Annotated in this window: 23 protein-coding genes; 9 read left to right on the plus strand and 14 right to left on the minus strand. The window is 61.4% G+C overall.

Annotation, left to right across the window (positions count from 1 at the left end; translation table 11 throughout):
• The first annotated feature begins 72 nt into the window (after positions 1-72).
• Complete coding sequence (locus C2E19_RS12985; protein WP_129392677.1) at positions 73-3,099, plus strand: FAD-binding and (Fe-S)-binding domain-containing protein; 3,027 nt, start codon at positions 73-75, stop codon at positions 3,097-3,099.
• On the opposite strand, the gene C2E19_RS12990 is transcribed toward C2E19_RS12985, so the two are convergent.
• From C2E19_RS12990 to C2E19_RS13000, 3 genes are all read right to left on the minus strand, one after another.
• On the minus strand, positions 3,032-3,718 hold the full coding sequence (locus C2E19_RS12990; protein ID WP_129392680.1) for a paraquat-inducible protein A: 687 nt from the start codon (positions 3,716-3,718) through the stop codon (positions 3,032-3,034). The two genes, C2E19_RS12985 and C2E19_RS12990, sit on opposite strands and share 68 nt — an antisense overlap.
• Complete coding sequence (locus C2E19_RS12995) at positions 3,715-4,311, minus strand: paraquat-inducible protein A (protein ID WP_129392684.1); 597 nt, start codon at positions 4,309-4,311, stop codon at positions 3,715-3,717. Before C2E19_RS12995 ends, C2E19_RS12990 begins: the two co-directional genes overlap by 4 nt.
• A 145-nt stretch (positions 4,312-4,456) precedes the next feature.
• The gene (locus C2E19_RS13000; protein WP_129392687.1) at positions 4,457-5,848 is read right to left on the minus strand and encodes an aldehyde dehydrogenase family protein; all 1,392 of its coding nucleotides are present in this window, start codon (positions 5,846-5,848) and stop codon (positions 4,457-4,459) included.
• A 103-nt stretch (positions 5,849-5,951) separates the two neighbouring features.
• Here C2E19_RS13000 and C2E19_RS13005 point away from each other — a divergent pair, with 103 nt between their 5' ends.
• The 4 genes from C2E19_RS13005 to C2E19_RS13020 all read left to right on the plus strand — a co-directional run bounded on the left by C2E19_RS13005 (position 5,952) and on the right by C2E19_RS13020 (position 8,481).
• On the plus strand, positions 5,952-6,830 hold the full coding sequence (locus C2E19_RS13005; RefSeq protein WP_026000443.1) for a LysR family transcriptional regulator: 879 nt from the start codon (positions 5,952-5,954) through the stop codon (positions 6,828-6,830).
• 82 nt (positions 6,831-6,912) lie between these two features.
• Positions 6,913-7,593 (plus strand): M24 family metallopeptidase, encoded by a 681-nt coding sequence (locus C2E19_RS13010; RefSeq protein WP_129392690.1) that lies wholly within the window; start codon positions 6,913-6,915, stop codon positions 7,591-7,593.
• Between the two features lie 9 nt (positions 7,594-7,602).
• Entirely contained in the window at positions 7,603-7,956 is a 354-nt protein-coding gene (locus C2E19_RS13015; protein WP_129392693.1) for a gamma-glutamylcyclotransferase family protein, read from the plus strand.
• A 96-nt stretch (positions 7,957-8,052) separates the two neighbouring features.
• The gene (locus C2E19_RS13020; RefSeq protein WP_129392696.1) at positions 8,053-8,481 is read left to right on the plus strand and encodes a molybdopterin-binding protein; all 429 of its coding nucleotides are present in this window, start codon (positions 8,053-8,055) and stop codon (positions 8,479-8,481) included.
• Positions 8,482-8,544: 63 nt separating this feature from the next.
• On the opposite strand, the gene C2E19_RS13025 is transcribed toward C2E19_RS13020, so the two are convergent.
• Entirely contained in the window at positions 8,545-9,168 is a 624-nt protein-coding gene (locus C2E19_RS13025) for a glutathione S-transferase family protein (protein WP_129392699.1), read from the minus strand.
• A 1-nt stretch (position 9,169) separates the two neighbouring features.
• On the minus strand, positions 9,170-10,078 hold the full coding sequence (locus C2E19_RS13030) for a LysR family transcriptional regulator (RefSeq protein ID WP_129392702.1): 909 nt from the start codon (positions 10,076-10,078) through the stop codon (positions 9,170-9,172).
• A gap of 164 nt (positions 10,079-10,242) precedes the next feature.
• Between C2E19_RS13030 and C2E19_RS13035 the strand changes: the two genes are divergently transcribed.
• The 3 genes from C2E19_RS13035 to C2E19_RS13045 are packed head-to-tail and all read left to right on the plus strand — an operon-like array spanning position 10,243 to position 12,463.
• A complete protein-coding gene (locus C2E19_RS13035; protein ID WP_129392705.1) occupies positions 10,243-10,986 on the plus strand; it encodes an SDR family NAD(P)-dependent oxidoreductase in 744 nt (247 codons plus the stop codon).
• Between the two features lie 26 nt (positions 10,987-11,012).
• Positions 11,013-11,561, plus strand: a complete 549-nt coding sequence (locus tag C2E19_RS13040; RefSeq protein ID WP_129392708.1) for a carbonic anhydrase — start codon at positions 11,013-11,015, stop codon at positions 11,559-11,561.
• Between the two features lie 38 nt (positions 11,562-11,599).
• On the plus strand, positions 11,600-12,463 hold the full coding sequence (locus C2E19_RS13045; RefSeq protein WP_129392711.1) for an NmrA family NAD(P)-binding protein: 864 nt from the start codon (positions 11,600-11,602) through the stop codon (positions 12,461-12,463).
• Between the two features lie 66 nt (positions 12,464-12,529).
• Here C2E19_RS13045 and C2E19_RS13050 read toward each other — a convergent pair whose 3' ends face one another.
• Positions 12,530-13,945 (minus strand): cytosine permease, encoded by a 1,416-nt coding sequence (locus C2E19_RS13050; RefSeq protein WP_129392714.1) that lies wholly within the window; start codon positions 13,943-13,945, stop codon positions 12,530-12,532.
• Positions 13,946-14,293: 348 nt separating this feature from the next.
• Here C2E19_RS13050 and C2E19_RS13055 point away from each other — a divergent pair, with 348 nt between their 5' ends.
• On the plus strand, positions 14,294-15,205 hold the full coding sequence (locus tag C2E19_RS13055; RefSeq protein WP_129392717.1) for a LysR family transcriptional regulator: 912 nt from the start codon (positions 14,294-14,296) through the stop codon (positions 15,203-15,205).
• A gap of 18 nt (positions 15,206-15,223) precedes the next feature.
• Here C2E19_RS13055 and argE read toward each other — a convergent pair whose 3' ends face one another.
• From argE to C2E19_RS13095, 8 genes are all read right to left on the minus strand, one after another.
• Positions 15,224-16,372: an acetylornithine deacetylase gene (gene argE / locus C2E19_RS13060; protein ID WP_129392720.1), complete on the minus strand. Its 1,149-nt coding sequence runs from the start codon at positions 16,370-16,372 to the stop codon at positions 15,224-15,226.
• On the minus strand, positions 16,369-17,046 hold the full coding sequence (locus C2E19_RS13065) for a DUF1028 domain-containing protein (RefSeq protein WP_129392723.1): 678 nt from the start codon (positions 17,044-17,046) through the stop codon (positions 16,369-16,371). Before C2E19_RS13065 ends, argE begins: the two co-directional genes overlap by 4 nt.
• Before the next feature lie 328 nt (positions 17,047-17,374).
• A complete protein-coding gene (locus C2E19_RS13070; protein WP_129392726.1) occupies positions 17,375-17,791 on the minus strand; it encodes a RidA family protein in 417 nt (138 codons plus the stop codon).
• 57 nt (positions 17,792-17,848) lie between these two features.
• Positions 17,849-19,168, minus strand: a complete 1,320-nt coding sequence (locus C2E19_RS13075) for an NAD(P)/FAD-dependent oxidoreductase (protein WP_129392729.1) — start codon at positions 19,166-19,168, stop codon at positions 17,849-17,851.
• A gap of 272 nt (positions 19,169-19,440) precedes the next feature.
• Positions 19,441-19,707, minus strand: a complete 267-nt coding sequence (locus C2E19_RS13080; protein ID WP_129392732.1) for a DUF4880 domain-containing protein — start codon at positions 19,705-19,707, stop codon at positions 19,441-19,443.
• 139 nt (positions 19,708-19,846) lie between these two features.
• Positions 19,847-20,065, minus strand: a complete 219-nt coding sequence (locus C2E19_RS13085) for a hypothetical protein (protein WP_129392735.1) — start codon at positions 20,063-20,065, stop codon at positions 19,847-19,849.
• Positions 20,066-20,142: 77 nt separating this feature from the next.
• Positions 20,143-20,640 (minus strand): PaaI family thioesterase, encoded by a 498-nt coding sequence (locus tag C2E19_RS13090; RefSeq protein ID WP_129392738.1) that lies wholly within the window; start codon positions 20,638-20,640, stop codon positions 20,143-20,145.
• An 8-nt stretch (positions 20,641-20,648) separates the two neighbouring features.
• On the minus strand, positions 20,649-21,806 hold the full coding sequence (locus tag C2E19_RS13095) for a GGDEF domain-containing protein (RefSeq protein ID WP_129392741.1): 1,158 nt from the start codon (positions 21,804-21,806) through the stop codon (positions 20,649-20,651).
• Between the last annotated feature and the right edge of the window lie 32 nt (positions 21,807-21,838).

Below are 21,838 nucleotides of genomic sequence, written 5' to 3' on the forward strand. Positions count from 1 at the left end.
CTGACGCAATCATTCCTTGCGTACAACTGTTCACCGCCACACGGCCCGATTTTGACCGAGATACCCTGACCGATGATTGCCCAGCTGTCGCCCGCACAAGCCCTGACCACCGATTACCAGCAGTTCCTCAAAGCCCTGGAGGCCAGCGGCTTTCGCGGTGAAATCAGCGCCGATTACGCCAGCCGCGTGGTGCTCGCGACTGACAACTCGATCTATCAGCGTCTGCCGCAAGCGGCGGTGTTTCCGCTGGACGCCGAGGACGTCGCGCGAGTGGCGCGACTGATTGCCGAACCGGCTTTCCGGCAAGTGGTGATCACCCCACGGGGCGGTGGCACCGGCACCAACGGCCAGTCGCTGACCGATGGCATCGTCGTTGATCTGTCGCGACACATGAACCGCATCCTTGAAATCAACGTCGAGCAACGCTGGGTGCGGGTGCAGGCCGGGGTGGTCAAGGATCAGCTCAACGCCGCATTGAAATCCGCCGGGCTGTTCTTCGCCCCGGAACTGTCGACCTCCAACCGCGCCACGGTCGGCGGCATGATCAACACCGACGCCAGCGGCCAGGGCAGTTGCACCTACGGCAAGACCCGCGACCATGTGCTTGAACTCGACATGGTCTTGCGCGGAGGCGAGCGTCTGCGCGGTTTGCCCCTCGAAGAAAGTGAACTTGAAGCGTTGTGCGCGCGCGAAGATCGCGTCGGTGAAGTCTATCGCTGCGCGCGGCAGATCATTGATGAACAGGGCGAGCTGATCAAAGCGCGTTTTCCCGATCTCAATCGCTGCCTGACCGGTTATGACCTGGCGCACCTGCGCGAGGCGGATCAGCGCTTCAACCTCAACAGTGTGCTTTGCGGCGCTGAAGGTTCGCTGGGTTTTGTCGTCGAGGCGCGGCTGAATGTGTTGCCGATTCCCAAGCACACAATGCTGGTGAATATCCGCTACGGCGGTTTCATGGACGCCTTGCGCGATGCCCGCGCGTTGATGGCGCTGAAACCGTTGTCGATTGAAACGGTAGATTCAAAGGTCTTGCTGCTGGCGATGCAGGACATCGTCTGGCACGGCGTCGCCGAATACTTTCCGCAAAGCGCCGAGCGGCCAACGTTGGGCATCAACCTGGTCGAGTTCTGCGGCGATGATCCCGAAGACTTGCAACGTCGGGTCGAGGCGTTTGTCGGGCACTTGAGCAGCGACCGCACGGTCGAGCGTTTGGGCCATACCCTGGCGGTCGGGCACGCGGCAGTGAGCAAGGTCTACGGCATGCGCAAACGTGCAGTCGGTCTGCTCGGCAACGTCGCCGGTGAGGCGCGGCCACAACCGTTTGTCGAAGACACTGCGGTGCCGCCGCAGCACTTGGCTGAATACATCGCCGAGTTGCGTGACCTGCTCGACAGCCACGGTTTGCAGTACGGCATGTTCGGTCACGTCGATGCCGGCGTGCTGCACGTAAGGCCGATTCTCGATATGAAAGATCCGCAGCAAGCGGCGCTGGTGCGCCCGGTCTCCGATGGCGTCGCGGCGCTGACCCAGCGTTACGGCGGCTTGCTCTGGGGCGAGCACGGCAAAGGCTTGCGTTCGGAATATGCGCCGGCGTTTTTCGGCGAGTTGTATCCGGCGCTGCAAGCCCTGAAAGCCGCATTTGATCCGTTCAACCAGTTCAATCCGGGCAAAATCGCCACGCCTGCCAACAGCGGCGCGGCCCTGCTGAAAATCGACGAAGTCACCCTGCGCGGTGAACTGGATCGACAGATTGACGAGAAAGTCTGGCAAGACTACGGCGCGGCCATGCACTGCAACGGTAACGGCGCCTGCTACAACTTTGATCCCGACGACGCCATGTGCCCGTCGTGGAAAGCCACCCGCGAACGTGCGCAATCGCCCAAGGGCCGCGCGTCGTTGATCCGCGAATGGTTGCGTTTGCAGGGCGAGGCGGGGGTCGATGTGTTGTCCAGTGCCGTTCGCCAACCAGCGTTTTTCAGCACGCTGTGGCAGCGCTGGCGCAATACCCGCGCGCAATCCGAAGACTTCTCCCATGAGGTCTACGACGCCATGGCCGGTTGCCTGGCGTGTAAATCCTGCGCAGGCCAGTGCCCGGTGAAGGTCAACGTGCCGGAGTTTCGTTCGCGGTTTCTCGAGCTGTATCACAGCCGTTATCTGCGCCCGGCGCGGGATTATCTGATTGCCTCGCTGGAATACAGCATCCCCTACATGGCACGGATTCCGGCGTTGTATAACGGTTTGATGGGCGCTGCGTGGCTGCGCAGTGTGCTCGAACGTGCCGGTGGCATGGTCGATGTGCCGCTGCTCAGTCGCTTCGATTTCCATGCAGCGCTGCGTCGTTGGCAGGTGCAACCGGCAACGGTCGCGACCTTGTCGGCGCTGACCCAAGCGCAACGCGAGCGCAGCGTGGTCATCGTGCAGGACGCCTTCACCCGTTACTTCGAGGCGCCGTTGCTGGCGGATCTGGTCGAACTGATATCGCGGTTGGGCTATCAGGTTTACCTGGCACCGTTCAGTGCCAACGGCAAGCCGCTGCATGTGCAAGGCTTCCTGTCGGCGTTCAGCCGTGCGGCGTTGCGCAATGCCCGCCAGTTGGGTGAATTGGCCAATGTGGGTGTGCCGCTGCTCGGGCTGGATCCGGCGATGACCCTGGTTTATCGCCAGGAATACTTGAAAGTGCCGGGTATGCAGGATTGCCCGGAAGTTGCTCTACTGCAGGAATGGTTACTCAAGGTGATGCCGCAGCAGGCGTCGGAAGATAACGCCGCGTCGTTCCGTCTGCTCGCGCATTGCACCGAGAAAACCAACGCCCCGGCCGCGACTCGCCAATGGGAACAGGTGTTCGAGCGTGCCGGTTTGAAGTTGGCGACGCAGGCCACTGGTTGTTGCGGCATGTCCGGCACTTACGGCCATGAGGCACGCAATCGTGAAACCTCGGCGGTGATTTACGAGCAATCGTGGGCGCGTCAGGTCGAGGCGCCCTCGGAGAAGGGTGAAGCGCTGGCCACCGGTTATTCCTGCCGCAGTCAGGTCAAGCGCCAGTCGGATCAGGCGCTGCGCCATCCGTTGCAGGTGCTGCTTGAGGTTCAGCGTCGCTGAGGGATTGGTCCGAGTCCTTGTCCCAGATCAGCCGTGGATCGAAGCTCATCGCCGCCAGCATGGTGAACACCACGACCAGGCCGAAAAACAGGATGCCCGGTCGTGGCTCGATGTCGCCCAGGGCCTGGAATTTCACCAGCGCCGCGACCAACGCCACCACCAGCACGTCGAGCATCGACCAGTAACCGATCAGCTCGACGAAGCGGTACAGCTTTGAACGCTCTTTGCGCGCCCAGGCGCTGTCGCGTTGCACGGTAGTCAGCAGTAACGTCAGGGCGACGAACTTGATCCCCGGCACGGCGATACTGGCGATGAAAATGATCAGCGCGATGTCCCACGCGCCCGCTTCCCAGAACTCCAGCACGCCGCTCATGATTGTGCTGTCGGCGCCACTACCAAGCATGGTGGTGTTCATCACCGGCAGCAGATTGGCCGGCACATAAAATGCCAGCGCAGCGAGCATGTAGGCCCAGGTGCGTGTCAGCGAGTTGGTCTTGCGCCGATGCAGCGGCGCATCGCAACGCGGGCATTCGTGCGGCTCGTCAGTCATGTCGCAGGCCAGCCCGCAGCTGTGGCACAGGCACAGGTTGAGTTCGCTGGCAGTGGGTGGCCGCTTCATAGAATGTCCCAAAGATCGCGAATATCGCGGCCGGCAATGCGGATCATCATCAGGCTCAGCACCGCCAGCGCAAACAGGCCGATGCCGGGCAACACGTCGAGCAGTCCGGCGAGTTTGAACACCGCCACCATCGCCCCCAGCAGACACACTTCGAGCATGCTCCACGGGCGCAGGGTTTCCAGCCAGCGCATGCACAGCTTGAACCCCGGCGCCCGTCGCGAGGAGAGCGCGAAGCTCAGCACCCACACCAGCAACACCAGTTGAAACGCCGGGGCAATGATGATGGCAATGGCCGCAACCATGGCGATAAAGGTAATCGGCCCCTGACTCAGCGCCAGCACCGAGTCCCACAGCGTCGCGCTGTTTTTCAGGCCTTTCATGCTGATGCTCATCACCGGGTAGAAATTGGCGAACAGCCACAACATGGCGGCCGTGAACGTCAACGCCAGGCGTTGTTCGACGCTCAGGCCGTTGAAACGCTGCAGGACACCGCCGCAACGTGCGCACAGGGTTTTCTGGTGTTTGCCGAGCACGGCTTTTTCATACACACAATCGCAGTGCTCGCAGATGATCAGGAGTTCAGTGTTGACCATGGACAACGCTCGACAGCAAAGACCTGATCACTATAGACGCTCCCCCGTAGGAGCTGCCGCAGGCTGCGATCTTTTGATGTTGTTTTTTAAAAGACAAGATCAACAGATCGCAGCCTTCGGCAGCTCCTACATGGCGTCAGGTCAGTTACTTGCGATCGAGCCACACGGTTTGCGCGTTGCAGAATTCGCGTACGCCGAAGTGCGACAGCTCGCGGCCGAAACCGCTTTTTTTCACGCCGCCGAAGGTCACGCGCGGGTCGCTGGCGGAGTAGCCGTTGATGAACACGCCGCCGGTTTCCAGTTCACTGGTCAGTTGCTGGGCCAGTTGCACGTTGGCGGTGTAGATCGTCGCGGTCAGGCCGAACTCGCTGTCGTTGGCCAGCGCTACTGCGTGGGCGCAATCGCGGGCGGTAATGATCGACGCGACCGGGCCGAACAGTTCCTGTTTGAACGAGGTCATGCGGTCGGTGACGTCGGCCAGCACGGTGGGTTCGTAATAGTTGCCAGCGCCTGCGGCTTTGCCGCCGCCAAGCAATAGCGTCGCGCCTTCTTCCAGGGTGTCGCGCACTTGCTGATCGAGTTCGTCGCGCAGGTCGACGCGCGCCATCGGGCCGATGTACGTGTCGGCGGCCAACGGATCGCCGACTTTCAGCTTGCGCGTGGCTTCGACGAATTTGCGAGTGAATTCTTCAACCACGCCTTCTTCGATGATCAAGCGTTTTGCCGCTGCGCAAACTTGACCGGAGTTCTGGTAACGACCGATGACCGCAGCTTGTACCGCTTCATCCAGATCGGCATCGTTGAGCACGATGAACGGGTCGGAACCGCCCAATTCCAATACGCATTTCTTCAGTGCAGCACCGGCCTGAGCGCCGATGGCCATGCCGGCACGCACGCTGCCGGTCAGCGTCACAGCGGCAATGCGCGGGTCAGCGATGGCGCTGGATACGCCTTCAGGGGTGACGTTGATCACTTCGAACACGCCATCGGCGAAACCGGCGCGGGTGAAGGCATCGCGCAACAGGTAGGCGCTGCCCATCACGTTCGGCGCATGCTTGAGCACGTAGGTGTTGCCGGCGATCAGCGCTGGCACGGCGCCGCGCAGTACTTGCCAGATCGGGAAGTTCCACGGCATCACGGCGAGGATCGGGCCGAGTGGGCGGTATTCGATGCGCGCCTTGCCGCCTTCAACCTGAGTCGGTTCCGCGTCGAGCATGGCCGGACCGTTTTCGGCGTACCACTCGCAGAGCTTGGCGCATTTCTCGATTTCGCCGCGAGCCTGAGCAATCGGCTTGCCCATTTCCTGAGTGATCATCGTCGCCATGCCATCGCTGGTTTCACGCAGCGCAGCGGCCAGAGCGGTCAACAGGCGCGAACGATCCTGCAGCGGCTTGCGTTTCCACTTACCGAAGCCAAAAGCAGCGCGAGTCAGCGCGGCATCGAGGGCGGCGGCGGATTCAAAGGCGTAATGGCCGATCTGCTCGCCGGTGGCTGGATTGATCGAGATGGCGTGGGTCTGGCTGGAAATCTGGCTCATGGCTTCGTCCTGCATGTTCGTCGGATGAGCCTAGAGTAGGGTGGTGTTTGTTTTCTGGAAACTGAATAATAAAGATCGTTTCTTTCACGATTGGAGAATGACTGTGGATCTGGTGCAGCTGGAAATTTTCAAGGCCGTTGCCGAGCACGGCAGCATCAGCGCCGCCGCTGCGCAGATTCATCGCGTGCCGTCGAACCTGACCACGCGGATCAAGCAGCTTGAGCAGGATCTCGGTGTCGATCTGTTTATTCGCGAGAAAAGCCGTTTGCGCCTGTCGCCGGCGGGGTGGAGTTTTCTCGAGTACGCGCGGCGCATTCTCGACCTGGTACAAGAAGCACGCGCCACCGTAGCGGGCGAAGAACCGCAGGGCGCGTTTCCTTTGGGGTCGCTGGAAAGCACGGCGGCGGTGCGCATTCCCGAACTGCTCGCGGCATATAACCAGTTGCACCCGAAAGTTGATCTGGACCTGTCCACCGGGCCGTCCGGGACGATGATCGACGGCGTGCTTTCCGGGCGACTCGCGGCAGCATTCGTCGACGGCCCGGTGCTGCATCCGACGCTGGAAGGCGTGCCGGCCTTCGAGGAAGAAATGGTCATCATCGCGCCGCTCAATCACGCTCCGGTAAAGCGTGCGGCGGATGTGAATGGCGAGAACATCTATGCCTTCCGCTCCAACTGCTCCTACCGGCATCACTTCGAAAAATGGTTCAGCACCGACGCCGCCGTGCCCGGCAAAATTTTCGAAATGGAGTCCTATCACGGCATGCTCGCCTGCGTCAGCGCTGGTGCCGGTCTGGCCTTGATGCCACGCAAGATGCTGCAGAGCATGCCGGGCAGCGCAACCGTCAGCGTCTGGCCGCTGGCGGCGGATTTTCGCTACCTGACGACGTGGCTGGTGTGGCGGCGGGGGACGGTGTCGCGCAGTTTGAGCATGTTCGTGCGGCTGCTCGAAGAGCGTGGCGTGGTGCGCGCAGAAGAGTAATTGACACTTTGTGTCATGGCTGTATCTTTATCGACGTTCCGCAATATAAAAAACTATACAGCGCAGCCATGAGGACGAGGAAATGAGTACAGCCCTGAGCGAAAATGCAGCCCTGAGCGGTAAGGAAGCGGTCGGCGAACGTTTTGTCCTGGACACCATGCGCCATGCCCAGCAGTTGACCTGGAAGGCCGTCGATGCCATCGCCGCAGTGATCAAACCGGGCATGCTGGAGTCCGAAGCGACGGCGCGCGGCAAGGAAATCCTCGCTGAACTGGGCATGGACCGGATCTGGCATCCGCTGCTGATTCGCTTCGGCGCCAACACCCTGAAGACCTTCAAGCAGCGCTCCGATGGCGATCCGGTGCTCGGTGAAGACGACATTTTCTTTATCGACATGGGTGTGGTCTGGCAGGGCCACGAAGGTGATGCGGGGGCGACTTACACCAGCGGATCGGACCCGGAAATGATCGCCTGCGCGGCGGCGGCCAAAGAGCTGTTCGACCGGGTCGAGGCGTTCTGGCGTGAGGGTGTTTCCGGCGTTGAGCTTTACCGCTATGCGACGGATCAGGCCGAAGCGATGGGTTGGGTGCTGAACCTGAACATCAAAGGCCACCGGGTCAGCGATTTTCCGCATGCGATTCACCGTGGCGGCGACCTTGGCGATTTCGAGCAGGCACCGAATGCCGGCGTGTGGATTCTGGAAATCCAGATCGCTCATCCGACGCGGCCGTTCGGTGCGTTCTATGAAGATTTGCTCATTTAAGGACGACTCATGAACTCACCGACACTACAAACGGTGCTGCTGTTTTCCTACGGCACGTTGCAGGATCGCGCCGTGCAACTTTCCAACTTCGGTCGCGAACTGCAAGGGCGCCCGGACAGCCTGCCGGGCTACAAACAGCAAATGGTCGAGATCACCGATCCTGACGTTCTCGCCACCAGTGGCAAGACTCATCATCCCATCGTGCAGGAAAGCGGCAATGCGGCGGATGAGATTGCCGGCACGGTGTTCCAGATCACCGCGCAGGAGCTGGCGGCAGCGGATGAATACGAAGTGGCGGACTACAAACGTGTCAGCGTGCTGCTAAAGTCTGGAGTCGATGCATGGGTTTACGTGCAGGCGTGACAACAGGGCGCAGCGCTGTAGTTGTTTTTATATAGCGTCAACTTCGATGATGCACGCCGCTTCCTAACTTCAAAGTCAAAAAACAGGACGTCCATCATGAAAGTCAGCGCACGCAACGTATTCAAAGGCAAAGTCAGCAACGTTCAGGCCGGCGCCGTCAACGCCGAGGTGGTACTGACCCTGGCTGGCGGTGAGCAGTTGGTTGCCGTCGTGACCATGGAAAGCATCAAGAACCTCGGCATCGCCGTCGGCAAAGAAGCCGTTGCGCTGGTCAAGGCGCCATGGGTCATGCTGATGACCGAGTCCAGCGATATCCGCCTCTCGGCGCGCAACTGCCTGGAAGGCAAAGTGCTGAGCGTGACGGACGGTGCTGTCAACGCTGAAGTGGTCATCGAGCTGGCTGGCGGCTCCAAGGTCTACTCGATCGTGACCCGCGATGCTGTTACCGAACTGGGCCTGGCCAAAGGCGTCAGCGCCACGGCGGTGATCAAGGCTTCGCACATTATTCTGGGCGTTCCGGCTTGATTTAGCTTTCAGGCAAACAAAAAAACCGCTGATTCCGCGATTCGGGATCAGCGGTTTTTTGCGTCATGGCGTGCCGTTTCGCCCGTACAGGCGATAGCCCTCGCGCTGGTTCAAGCGATCGTAGTAGGCGCTGACGGCGGGCAAGCGCGGATGTTTCAGCGGCGTTTCAAACCAGCGATTCACCGACAACCCGATCGGGATATCGGCCAGTGAAAACTCTTCGCCACTGACGTAAGCACCGGTCGATTGCAGCTGGCGATCAAGAATCTGCATGTTCTTCGACCATTGTTCGATCCCGACCGCCAGCGCAGCGCTGTCCTGATAATCCGGCGACTTGCGCACCAGGGACATCAGCGGGTACGACCACGAGCGATTCAGCTCCGCAGCCTGCCAGTCAATCCACTGATCGACCCGCGCCCGAGCCATCGGCTCAGCCGGATAAAGCTGCGCGCCGCCGTAGCGCGACACCAGATAACGAATGATCGTATTCGATTCCCACAGCGTGAAATCCCCGTCCTCAATCACCGGCACCATGGCGCACGGGTTCAGCGCGAGGAACTCCGGGGTATTCGTCGATTTGAACCCCGAACCCCAGTCTTCACGCTCGAACGGGATGTGCAATTCGGCGCAAGTCCACAGCACTTTGCGCACGTTGATCGATGAGGCCTTGCCGAGTATTCGCAGCATGTCATTGCCCTGAAAGGGTGGGTGGTTGTTCGAGTGCGCTGGCGAGAAAATCAGCGAACGCGCGCGCCGCCAGACGTGTCGCGCGGCCCATGGGAAAGTAGGCATGAACCGGCAAGTCGGCCATTTTCCATGCCGGCAATAACTGCAGCAATGTGCCGTCCTGCACCTCCTGCGCGCAGGCCCAGGACGTGGTCGAGGTGACTCCCAAGTCAGCCACGGCCGCGGCCAATGCGCCGGCAGTATCGTTGACCGAAATGTGCGCCGTCAGACTGACCGACGTGGTCGCGCCGTCGCGCTCGAATTGCCAGGATGAAGCCTGCGCCGCCGCCGGCCCGCCGATGATCCGGTGTTGTTCCAGCTCCTCGGGGCGTTGCGGCGTGCCGTGCCGCGCGAGATAGGCGGCGGACGCCACGACGATTCGTTGCATGCTGCCAATCAGCTTTGCCGTGCCGGCCAGATCCGGCAGTTTACCGACGCGGATCCCGACATCGACCGCTTCCTTGACCATGTCCTGCCACTGATCTTCGAGCATCAGTTCGAGGTGCAGTTGCGGGTGGCGTTCGGTGAACGCTGACAAGCGCGGGATGATCACCCGAATAGCCATCGTCGACGGCATACCGATGCGCAGCAATCCGCGTAGTTCACCGGTTTCGCGCACGCTGTTTTCCGCATCGTCGACGGCGGCGAGGATCGGCTCCATCCGCGCCAGAAACTCCAGGCCCGCTTCGGTCGGCACCACCGCGCGGGTGGTGCGCGACAGCAGCCGGGCGCCGAGGCTGGCTTCCAGCTCGGCAATCATTCGCGACACCTGGGATTGCGTCAGGCCCGCCTCGCGCGCGGCGGCCGAGAAACTGCCCAGGCGTGCAACGCGGGTGTAAAGCCGCAGGCTGTGAAGGTCTTTGAGTGGCATGCCGGTTCCCGTGTGCGCGGAGGATTGATGCTGGATCGAGATAAATCTTAGCCCAATTCACTGGCTACCGAGCATGAGTCGAAGCGTGGATATTGGCCACATCGGACACGGGGCACGGCCGCCAACTCCGCAACTTGCCCTTATCGAGCTTCGAGGAACACATCATGCAAATCGCCCATTCGATTGCCCTGGTCACCGGTGCCAACCGCGGCATTGGCCGTACCTTTGCCGAAGAACTGCTCAAGCGTGGCGCGGCGAAAGTCTACGTTGCCGTCCGCGACACCGCTGCGCTGGCCGACCTGCTCAAGAACGGTGATCGCCGCCTGGTGCCGCTGCCGCTCGACGTGACTGATCCCGATCAGGTGGCTGCCGCTGCCAGTGTGGCCGCCGATGTCACGCTGCTGATCAATAACGCCGGGTATGCCGCGTTCGACGGCGCCATCAGCGCGCCGGACATGCTCGACGCTCGCCTGGAAATGGAAGTGAATTACTTCGGCCCATTGGCCCTGACCCGAGCGTTTGCACCGGTTCTCGCGGCCTCCGGTGGCGCGGTGTTGAACATGTTGTCGATGCTCTCGCTGGTTAGCCTGCCGATGGCAGCAACGTACTCCGCCTCGAAAGCTGCGGGCCTGTCACTGACGCGCAGTTTGCGTGCCGAGTTGGCCGGGCAGGGTACTCAGGTGGTCGGCGTGCTGGCGGTGCAGACCGAAACGGCGATGGGCGCAAAGCTTCCGGAACCACGCCTGAGCCCGCTCGAAGTGGTGACTGACGCACTGGATGCGATCGAGGCCGGCATCAACGATGAGGTCGTCGCTGGCGCCCAATCGCGCAGCATTCATCAGGCGTTCATCGCTGACCCGCAAAAGCTTCAGGCGCTGATGTCGACGCGTCTGCCACAGCGCGGCTGATTCCCCATCCTTGATCGAGGTGTGCCATGGACTTCCTGCAAACCCTGCTCGAACGCAATGCCGCGTTTGCCGCCAACGGCTTCTCGGCCGAATTGAAGATCATTCCTTCCCAGCGCGCGCTGATCGTCGGTTGTGTCGATCCGCGTGTCGATCCGCGTGTCGATCCGGTGGATGTGCTTGGCCTGCAACCCGGCGAGGCCGCGGTGATCCGCAATGTCGGTGGTCGGGTCACCCCGGCACTGTTTGAAACGCTGGCAATCCTCGGCCGCGTTTCGCAAGCGGGCGGCGCGGCGCTCGGTGAAGGCTGGCACTTGATCGTCCTGCAGCACACCGATTGCGGTATTCGCGGATGCCTGCACCACGCACCGGATTTGCTCGCTCAGTACATGGGCGTGGCCACGGAACAATTGCCATCACTGGCGATAAACGACCCGCGTCAGGCCGTGGCCATCGATGTCGCGGCGCTGCAAGCCAACCCACAGTTGCCCGCTGCTTTCAGCGTCAGCGGTCTGGTCTACGACGTCGCCACCGGCCGGGTCGAGACCGTGGTGCCGGCCGGTCGCTTGCGTCCCTGACAACCCCGATTTTCATAACATCGATCTGGAGAAATACGATGAGTACGTTTTTGGTAACAGGTTCTACCGGCGACACCGGCGCACCAACCGTCAAAGCCCTGCTTGAGCGCGGTCACCGGGTCAAAGCTCTGGTCCGTCGTGAAGACGAGCGCTCGCAAAAACTCAAGGACATGGGCGCCGAGATTCACGTCGGCAACTTGCGCGACCTGAAGTCGTTGCGCCCGGCCATGGAAGGCGTGGACGGCGCCTATTTTTGCTATCCGCTGAGCGATGGGCTGGTCGAAGCCGCCGCGTTGTTTGCGCAGGCGGCGAAGGAGCAAGGCGTCAAGCACATCGTCAACATGTCGCACAAGCAATCGCGACCCGATGCACGCAGTCAGGCGACGTTGAACCACTGGATGTCGGAACAGATTTTCACCTGGTCGGGCATTCCATCCACGCATTTGCGCGTGACGTTCTTCGCCCAATGGATGCTCTACATCGCCGACTTTATTCGTCAAGGCCGTTACCTGACACCGTTCGACGCCGACAGCCGTTTTGCACCCATGGCGGCCAGTGATATCGCACTGGTGGTCGCCAATGTCCTGCTCAAGCCCGAAGGGCATGGCGGTCAGGCGTATGCGCTGCACGGCCCGATCGAGTACAGCCACCGCGAGCTCGCCGCGTTGTTGGGCAGTACGCTGGGCAAGGAGGTACGTTTCGAGCAGGTGGAAGTCGAGGAGTTTGTCCGGCTGCTCGGCGTCGATGGCGATCCCGCGTTTGCCGTACATTTCAACGCGGTGAAAATCGACCAGCGAGAAAAACGCCTTGAGGGCCTCGACGATACGGGGGCGGCCATCATCGGTCAGCCATTGCAGACACCCGCGCAATTCATCGGGGAGCATCGCCAGCGCTTCATCTGAGAGTAACGAAACAGGGCCGGATCGCTGCACAGCGTTCCGGCCCTTTTTACGTTCAGGCGATGACGATTACACGCTGCTCGCCAACTTCCCGCCCATCATCCGCCGACGATAGGACGTATCCCGATTCGCCAGCCAGAAGTACAGCGGCGAGGTCACCAGCAAGCCCACCAGCCACGACAGATCGGCGCCGTTGATGTGCGCCGACACCGGGCCGACGTACAGCGGCGTGTTCATGAACGGGATCTGCACGGCGATGCCGATCGCATAAGCCAGCAAAGCCTGTGGGTTGTAGCGACCGTAGATGCCGCCATCAACCTGGAAGATCGACTGGATGTCGTACTTGCCTTTGTGGATCGCGTAGAAGTCGATCAGGTTGATCGCGGTCCACGGCACCAACACCACCAAAAGCACCAGCACCATGTCGACGAAGTGTCCGATGAAGTCCTTCGAGGCGCCGACGGCGGCGAAGCAGCAGGCCAGCAGCACGATGATCGAGATCACCGCGCGGCTCTTGGCGGTGGGGATCCAGCGGTAGGCGAAGGTCTGCACCAGGGTGATCAGCGAGAGCACGGCGCCGTACAGGTTGAGGGCGTTGTGGCTGATCACGCTGAGCAGGAACAGCACCAGCATCAGCGGGCCGATGGAGCCGGTGGCCATTTTCACCGCATCCATGGTGTCCATGCCGACGGGCGTGGCGAGCACAGCGACGGCGCCGAAGATGAACGCCAGGCTCGAACCGAGCGCCGAACCCAGATACGTCGTCCAGAACGTCGAGGAGACTTTGACGTCGGCCGGCAAGTAGCGCGAATAGTCGGACACGTACGGCGCAAACGCGATTTGCCACAACGCCGCCAGCGACACCGTGGCGAGCCAGCCGGAGAGGTTGAAGCCGCCACGGGTGAGGAAATCATCGGTTTGAATGTGGGTGAAGATGTAGCCAAAACCGACGACGATGCCGATCCCCAGCACCCAGGTGCCGATGCGGTTGAGCACGTGGATGAAGCGGTAGCCGATGATGCCGATGATCCCCGAACCGAGGGCACCGATAACGATGCCGACCGGCACCGGAATGCTGTCGGCCACGCCGTGCAACGACTTGCCGGCAAGAACGATGTTGGAAGCGAAGAAACCGATGTACATGACGCCGGCAATCAGCACCACCAGCAGCGCGCCGAGGGAGCCGAACTGCGCGCGGCTCTGGATCATCTGCGGAATGCCCATTTGCGGGCCTTGCGCCGAGTGCAGCGCCATCAGCACGCCACCGACCAGGTGGCCGACGAGAATCGCGACGATGCCCCAGACCAGATTCAAGTGAAACAACTGCACGCCCAGCGCACCGGTGACGATGGGCAACGGCGCGATGTTGCCGCCGAACCAGAGCGTGAACAGATCCCTGACCTTTCCGTGGCGATCTTCGGGGGGCACGTATCCTATCGTGTGTTTTTCAATCAGCGGAGCGGAGGATGCTGCAGGGGTAGCCATGACGAACTCCAAGGCAAGGATGAGTACGTGGACGTACTTCGGCAAGCGCCGGCACGGGCGGCGCAATTCTTGTTGAAGCGATCATGTGCAAAGCATCGGGATAGATAAATTAGTAAGTTTGTTGCTACAGACCTTAAAAAAAATATGCTCCGGGGGATGGGGGTGTCCGGTATGTTCACACCCAGTCCTCAGAGAACTCTGTGGCGAGGGAGCTTGCTCCCGCCGGGCTGCGAAGCGGCTCCCAAAAATTCAGGGTGCGGCACTCTTTTTGTGAGTGCTGCGCACTCAAGCGGGAGCAAGCTCCCTCGCCACAAAAGCATGTTTCGATTTGGTTTTACCGGAGGTTCCATGGCCGCCTACAACCTGCGCCAGCTCAAATACTTCGTCACCACCGCCGATTGCGGCAGCGTCGCCGAAGCCTCGCGCAAGCTCTATATCGCGCAGCCATCGGTCTCCACCGCGATCAAGCACCTGGAAGAAAGCTTCGGCGTGCAGTTGTTCATCCGCCACCACGCCCAAGGCGTCTCGCTGACGCCGAGCGGCTCGCGCTTCTATCGCAAGGCGCTGGAGCTGTTGCGCGTCGCGCATGAGTTTGAGCAGAACGCTCTGGCCGACAACGACGTGGTGTCCGGGCAGATCGATATCGGCTGTTTCGAAACCGTCGCGCCGCTGTACCTGCCGCGCCTGATCGCCGGTTTCAAGGCGCGCTGGCCGGGTGTGGAAATCCGCATTCGCGATGGCGAACAACAGGAACTGGTGCAAGCCCTGACCGCCGGCAGCATCGACGTCGCGATGATGTTCGAACACGACCTCGACAGCACCATCGACACCACGCCGCTGATGCCGCCGCAGCAGCCGTACGCCTTGCTCCCGGCCAACCATCGCTTCGCGCAACAGGCGAAAGTCTCGCTGCATGATCTGGTGCTGGAACCGATGATCCTGCTCGACGTGGTGCCGAGCCGCACCTACTTCGTGAGCATCTTCGAGGAACGCGGACTGACGCCGAATATCGTCTTCAGCTCGCCGTCGATCGAGATGGTGCGCGGCATGGTCGGCAATGGTTTTGGCTTTTCGATTCTGGTGACCAAACCGTTCAGCGACTACACCTACGACGGCCAGCAAGTCGTGTGTGTGCCGCTGGCGGAAACGGTGACCGGTTCGGGCTTGTCGGCGGCGTGGTTGCGGCGTGTGCAACTGACCAAACCGGTGCAGTTGTTTGTCGACCATTGCCGTGAGGAACTGGCCCGACTGTACGCGTGAGTGCAGTCGAACCGGGTTTCAAGCGCGGATAAACACCAGCAGGCGCTGAAGCATGTCATCGCAAGCCTGCAACTGATCGAGGCTGACGAACTCATCGGGTTTGTGCCCCTGATCCATGCTGCCGGGGCCGCAGACCACGGTGGGAATCCCTACCGCATCAAACAGTCCGCCTTCAGTGCCGAACGCCACGGTGCCGAATTCCTCGCAACCGCTGAAGCTGGCGATCAGCTGCGCTGCCTGACTCTGCGCATCGGTGACCAGCCCGGGATACGCTGACAACTCACTGAAACGGATTTCACTGTGTTCACTGACCGCACGCATACGCGGCAGCACTTCGCGTTCGGCATAGCTTTTCAGCGCCTCGGCGACCAGCGCCGGATCCTGCGAGGGCAGGGCGCGGATTTCGAAATCGAAACGGCAATCGGCGGGCACGATGTTCAGCGCTTTACCGCCGCTGATGACGCCGGTTTGCACGGTGCTGTACGGCGGATCGAAACGCTTGTCGTGATGCTCCGGCGCTTTCAATTGCTGGCCGAGGCGCCCGAGTTCACCGATCAGTTCGGCGGCGTACTCGATGGCATTCACCCCAAGCGGGGCATACGCCGAATGGCACGGATGGCCATGCACATCGCAGCGCATCGCCAGTTTGCCTTTGTGGCCGAGCACCGGTTTCAGTTCAGTCGGCTCGCCAATGATGCACAGCAGCGGTTTGACCGGACGTTGCTCCAGAACCTTGAGCAACGAACGTACGCCGAGGCAGCCGACTTCTTCGTCATACGACAACGCGATATGCACCGGCAGGCGCAACGGCGCCTGCACCAACGCCGGCACCAGCGCGAGCACGCAGGCGATATAGCCCTTCATGTCCGCCGTACCACGGCCGAACAGTTTGCTGTCGCGCTCAGTCAGTTCGAACGGTGGCATTGTCCACGGCTGACCATCGACCGGCACCACATCGGTGTGCCCGGACAGGACGATGCCCGGTTGGTCCACCGGGCCGATCGTGGCGAACAGGTTGGCTTTGCTGCGCTCATCGTTGTAGATCAGCGCGCACGGCACGTCGAAACCTGCGAGGTATTCGCGGACGAATTCGATCAGTTGCAAGTTGGATTCACGGCTGGTGGTGTCGAACGCCACCAGCGCCTTGAGCAACTCGACGCTGTTCATCGATCATCACCGGCAACGCCGTAACCCGGCGCCTTGGCGGGGTCGAGGGCGCGGTCGATGTAGTCCTGCAGTTGTGGCTGATAGGCGTCCCAGAGTTTTTGCAGTTGGCCGATCGGGTTTTCATCCGCCCAGTCGACGCGCAGATTGACGATCGGCCAAGTCTGTTCGCCGACCACCACAACCGCTGCCGAATGCACCGGGCCGGCTTCGCCACCGAGGGCTTGCGCCGCGTGCAGGGCTTTGAGCAAACGGTCGGCCAATTGGCCTTCGCCGTCTTCAAAGGCGCTGACCATCGCTTCGATCACCGAGCGCCCGGCGAGCATGTTGCCGGCGGCTACGCATTGATCGCCGGAGACGGCGTTGTGTACGCCAAGGGTTTGCGAACCGCTGAAGTGTGCGGTCTGGCCCAGATGGTTGATCGCGGTGATCTGGCGATACTGGCTGTAGCCGTTGCGCGTGAGGACTTTGTCCAGCGCATCGTCCGGGGCCTGGCCTTGCTCCATCAATGCCAGCACTTCCGGGCCGAGCGACGGCAGGGTGATGTTCTGGCTCGACACCGCGCCGACACCCGGCAGCAGCCATGGGCAGCGGGCGCCGACGGCGATGCTGGAGGAACTGATGGCGACACCGAACTGGCCGGTTTCGGCGCAGCGGGCTGCGATTGAAAAGGTCATCTATTGAACTCCTTGTGTATCTGGGCTGGCCTCTTCGCGAGCAGGCTCGCTCCCACAGTGGAATGCATTTCAAGTTGGGTAGCAGGTTTCCTTGCTGGCTTCTTCGCGAGCAGGCTCACTCCCACAGTGGAATGCATTTCAAGTTGAGTAGCAGGTTTCCTTGCTGGCCTCTTCGCGAGCAGGCTCGCTCCCACAGTGGAATGCATTTCAAGTTGGGTAGCAGGTTTCCTTGCTGGCCTCTTCGCGAGCAGGCTCACTCCTACAGGGGGCATGCATTCCAAATGTGGGAGCGGGCTTGCTCGCGAAGGCCGCGACTCGGTCTAAAGTCTTACTCAGGAATCACCGCAATCACATCAATCTCCATCAACCACTGTGGCTGCCCCAGCGCCGACACCACCAACCCGGTCGAGATCGGGAACACGCCCTTGAGCCACTTGCCGACTTCGCCGTACACCGCTTCGCGATAACGCGGGTCGATCAGATAGGTGGTGGTCTTGACGATGTGGCTCATGTCGCTGCCGGCTTCTTCGAGCAGTTGCTTGACGTTGCGCATGGCTTGTTCGGCCTGCGCACGCGGATCGCCGAGCCCTACCAGATTGCCATCGAAATCAGTACCGACCTGACCACGCACATACACCGTGTTACCGGCGCGGACGGCCTGGCACAGGTCATTGTCCAGCGACTGGTTCGGGTAAGTGTCTTTGGTGTTGAACATGCGGATGCGGGTGTGAGTTGGCTGGCTCATGTGAAGCTCCTGACAAAGGTTGGCCCGACGCAATCGGCGCCGGGGCGAAAGAGCGGATCAAGCGTCGACGGTGTCAGCAACGTGGCTGTGCGTGGCTTGATGCAGTTCGGCTTCACGCTGCTCGGCATCGCGATAGTCGAGGTACTTGCGCTGGGTGGCGATGTGGTCGGCGACGTGCTTGGCGTCGTGCCAGACGCCCCAGATGAACGACGAACCGCGACGCGACTGCCACGGCAGACCGAGGAAATACACTCCCGGCTCGCTCGACACACCGCGCTGATGCACAGGCTTGCCGTTGTCATCGAACGCCGAGACTTGCAGCCAGGAATAGTCCACGGCAAACCCGGTGGCCCAGATGATCGACGTCACGCCAGCCTTGGCCAGATCGAGATCGGCCAGCGGGTTTTTTACGCATTCAGGCTCTGCAAACGTTTCGCGAGCTTCCGGTTCTTCCGGCAGATCGAGACCATTGCGTTCGATGTAGGCATCGGCGGCATCCAGCAGCGCCAGATAGTTTTCATCGCCGCGATTGAGGTTGCCCGCCAGATCCTGCTTGAAGGTCACCACGCCGTTGTTGAACGATTCGGTGACCCCGACCAGGGTCATGCCACGATGGGCCAGGCCACGGAAATCGATGGTGCGCCCGCCATGGGCGCCGCTGACGGCAATGGTCACGTGCTCGCGGCCGGGTTTCATGGCGGCCTGATCCCACTCGCCGAGCACACCCAGCCACCAGCAGAAATCACGGTTGCGGTAAGCGCGAGGCGGTCGGTCGTGGGCGCCGACCGACAGGTAAACCTGCTTGCCGGAACGTTGCAGCTCATCGGCAATCTGTACCCCGGAAGAACCGGCACCGACCACCAGCACCGCGCCTTGCGGCAGCTGTTGCGGGTTGCGATAGTCGGCGGAGTGGATTTGCAGCAAGCGTGCGTCTTGCGGGGCAATTGCCGGGATCACCGGTTTCTGGAACGGACCGGTGGCGGCGACAACGCGGCTGGCTTCGATCACGCCTTCGGACGTTTCGACGGTGAAGCCTGGGCGACCGACATTGCGCACCACGCTTTTGACTTCGACGCCGGTACGAATCGGCGCGTTGAATTTCTTCGCGTAGGCTTCGAAGTAATCGGCCACGCGTTCCTTCGGGGCGAAGCCGTCGGGGTCGACGTCATCGAATTCCAATCCCGGGAAGCGGTCGTGCCACGCCGGACCATTGGCGACCAGCGAGTCCCAACGCCCGGTGCGCCAGCGTTCGGCGATACGGTTGCGTTCGAGGACGATGTGCGGCACACCGAGTTTGCTCAGGTGCTCGCTCATCGCCACGCCCGCTTGGCCGGCACCGACGATCAGCGTGTCTGTTGTTATTATTTCAGTGGTCATCTCTACATCCTTCCTAGCAAGGCAGTTGGATTCGGGCGCTGTTCGGCTTGTCCGTTTTGCTTGAGGTCAGACTAGGGAGAGGGGGGGTATCGGTAAAATATTATTAAGCTGGGATGTGAAGATAAAATTCTGATGCAGATGGGTGAAAGCCTTTGAATACGGGCGCGCAGGGGGCGGGGCACGGAACGGGATGTCACCGCAAGGAAGAAAAAATCAGCTCGCCTGAGGCCACCGGACGATGACCTTGCGCCTGGTTTGGAATATTCGAAGGGCTAGATCCTTCGCGCCCCGGCTCGCCCGGGCAGGTGGCCCGTCAGCAAGGTCTTGGCCGTGCCCGGCTCGGCCGGCAAATGCTCGCTGAGATCCCAGATCTCGAGCATTTTCGCGTACTCGAAGGCATGACGCGGGTCCGCTTGCACCCACTGTTGAAATTCCAGACGCTCATCGGCGCGGCAACTATCGTCGTGCAGCCGCATGCACCAATGAGCGGCCTGGTCGAGGACGGTGTCGTCCACTACCTCGGTGCGGGTCGTATCCATAGAGCGCTACCTGTTGGGTCGATTCAGCCACTCTACGAAGCGGTTTGATAAAAAAACGTCAAAACACCCGTGATGAACGTTTTTTCATGGGCGGGCGCGCATGGCCGCTGTAGCGACTGAATCGAGATCTGCCCGCGAGCTAATTACCATCCGCTACCTTGCGCTCGATCTCGTCGACCTTGCGCTGCAGCGTCTCGGCGTCCTGCTCCTTGGTGCGGGTCGAAGTGGGGGTGATCACCTCGTCGACGGCTTTGGTGTCGTCATCCGTGTCTGCCAGATCGCGTTGCACCACATTGACCGGTTTGCCCGAAGAGTCGACGGCCGGTGTTACGGGTTGGGTATCGTCAGTGCTGTTCATTTTTCTCAACCTCCAGTGACCTGTACGTTGGATACGATGGTCGTGCCGGAGTTCGAGATATTTTCAATCAGCGCTGATCATCCCTGACCGTGGGCTGCCGCCGCCAGTTGCCCGGTATCGACCCGGACAAATATCGAATCGCCAATCGCGGTGAGCACGTCACCGGCATACACCTCGCAGACCACCCGGCTCTTGCGCCCGACTTCGCCTTCGACTTTCGCCCGTAGCGTCAGCGTCACGCCCATTGGCGTTGGTTTGATGAACTTGATGCCGAGGTTGCCGGTGACGCAGTCGATGCGCGGCAGGCTGCCGGCTTCGCGCTGTTCGTTGCGGTAGTGATAGGCCATGGCGGTCCAGTTGGAATGGCAGTCGACCAGCATCGCAATCAGGCCGCCGTAAACCAGTTGCGGCCAGCCGCAGTATTGCGCGTCGGGCAGGTGTTCGGCGACGACGTGCACGCCGTCTGCGTGCCAATGACTCTTGATGTGCAAACCGTGCGGGTTGCTGCCGCCGCAGCCGTAGCAGACGCCTTCAGGCGCGGCGATGTCTTGCAGGGAGGTTTCGAGGCTGGACATGCGATGGGTCATCCTGGAGTGGTAAGCCCGGTCAGGCGTATGCGGTTGCGCCCGCCGCGTTTGGATTCATAGAGCGCGGCGTCGCCTTGTTCGATCAGCGCGGTGAGGCTGGCCGGTGGGGTGTCGAACAGGCTGGCGCCGATGCTCAGTGTCACGGCGGCGGGCGTGGGGAAAGTCTCTGAGGCGCTAGCGAGGAACTGCTCGCGCAAAGCGTTGCCCAGTTCGACGATGCGTTCGGTGGAGACGTTGCTCAGCAGCATGACGAACTCGTCGCCACCCAGGCGCGCGGCCAAGGCGTTGCGTGGCAGCAGCGAGCGAATCATCTCGCTCAAAGCGATCAGCAAACGGTCGCCGGCGGTATGGCCATACAGGTCGTTGACCAGTTTGAAGTTGTCGATATCGATCAACAGCAGGGCGCCACGGCGCTCTGGCGAAACCTCGGCGAGCAGGCGTGGCGCACGTTTTTCGAGGGCGCGGCGGTTGTACAGGGCGGTCAGCGGATCGCGCTCGGCGAGGCGGGCGATTTGCTTTTCCCGGCGGTAGCGTTCGGTGCCGGTCATCGACAGGGCAATCAGCATGATCGCCATCGCGCCCTCGACCAGGGAAATCTGGATGATCTCGCCCTTGAACGCGGCCAGGTCGATCAGCGTGCCGGGAATCACCACGGTCAACGCTTTGGCGACATAGAACAGGCCGTGGAGCAGCAGCACATAGCGCAACTGCACCGCGCCGACGCTCAGCGATTTGCCGTGCGGGCGCAGCAGGAAACTGCCCTTGAGCGTCGCTGCCGCGACCAGCAGCGAGTTGGCCACCAGCATGACTTTCGACCACTGCGGCCCGTCCGGCAACAGCAACAACGCCAGCCAGAGCAGGAAAATCAGGTACCAGGCGCGCGACAGCCGCGTCTGGGTGAAACGCGCGACACCGAGCAGGAACAGAAAATGCGCGGTGACCAGCAGGCCGTTGGCAAACCAGATCCCGATCAGCACAAAGCCGTTGCTGCGCAGCAGGGCGAGGGTGGAGCCTACGGTGATCGTGGCAAACCCGGCGCTCCAGAACAGCAGCGAAGGTTCACGGATGCTGCGCCACTCGACCGCCAGGTACAGCGCGGCAGCGGCCGCGAGCGCGATCGAAAGGGTCAGCATCGTAGGAGGGTCGAGCGGCATTTCTTCAGGGGCCTGTCTGTAGGGCAGCAAGA

The sequence above is a fragment of the Pseudomonas sp. DTU12.3 genome, from assembly GCF_004124275.1.
GTDB lineage: Bacteria > Pseudomonadota > Gammaproteobacteria > Pseudomonadales > Pseudomonadaceae > Aquipseudomonas > Aquipseudomonas helmanticensis.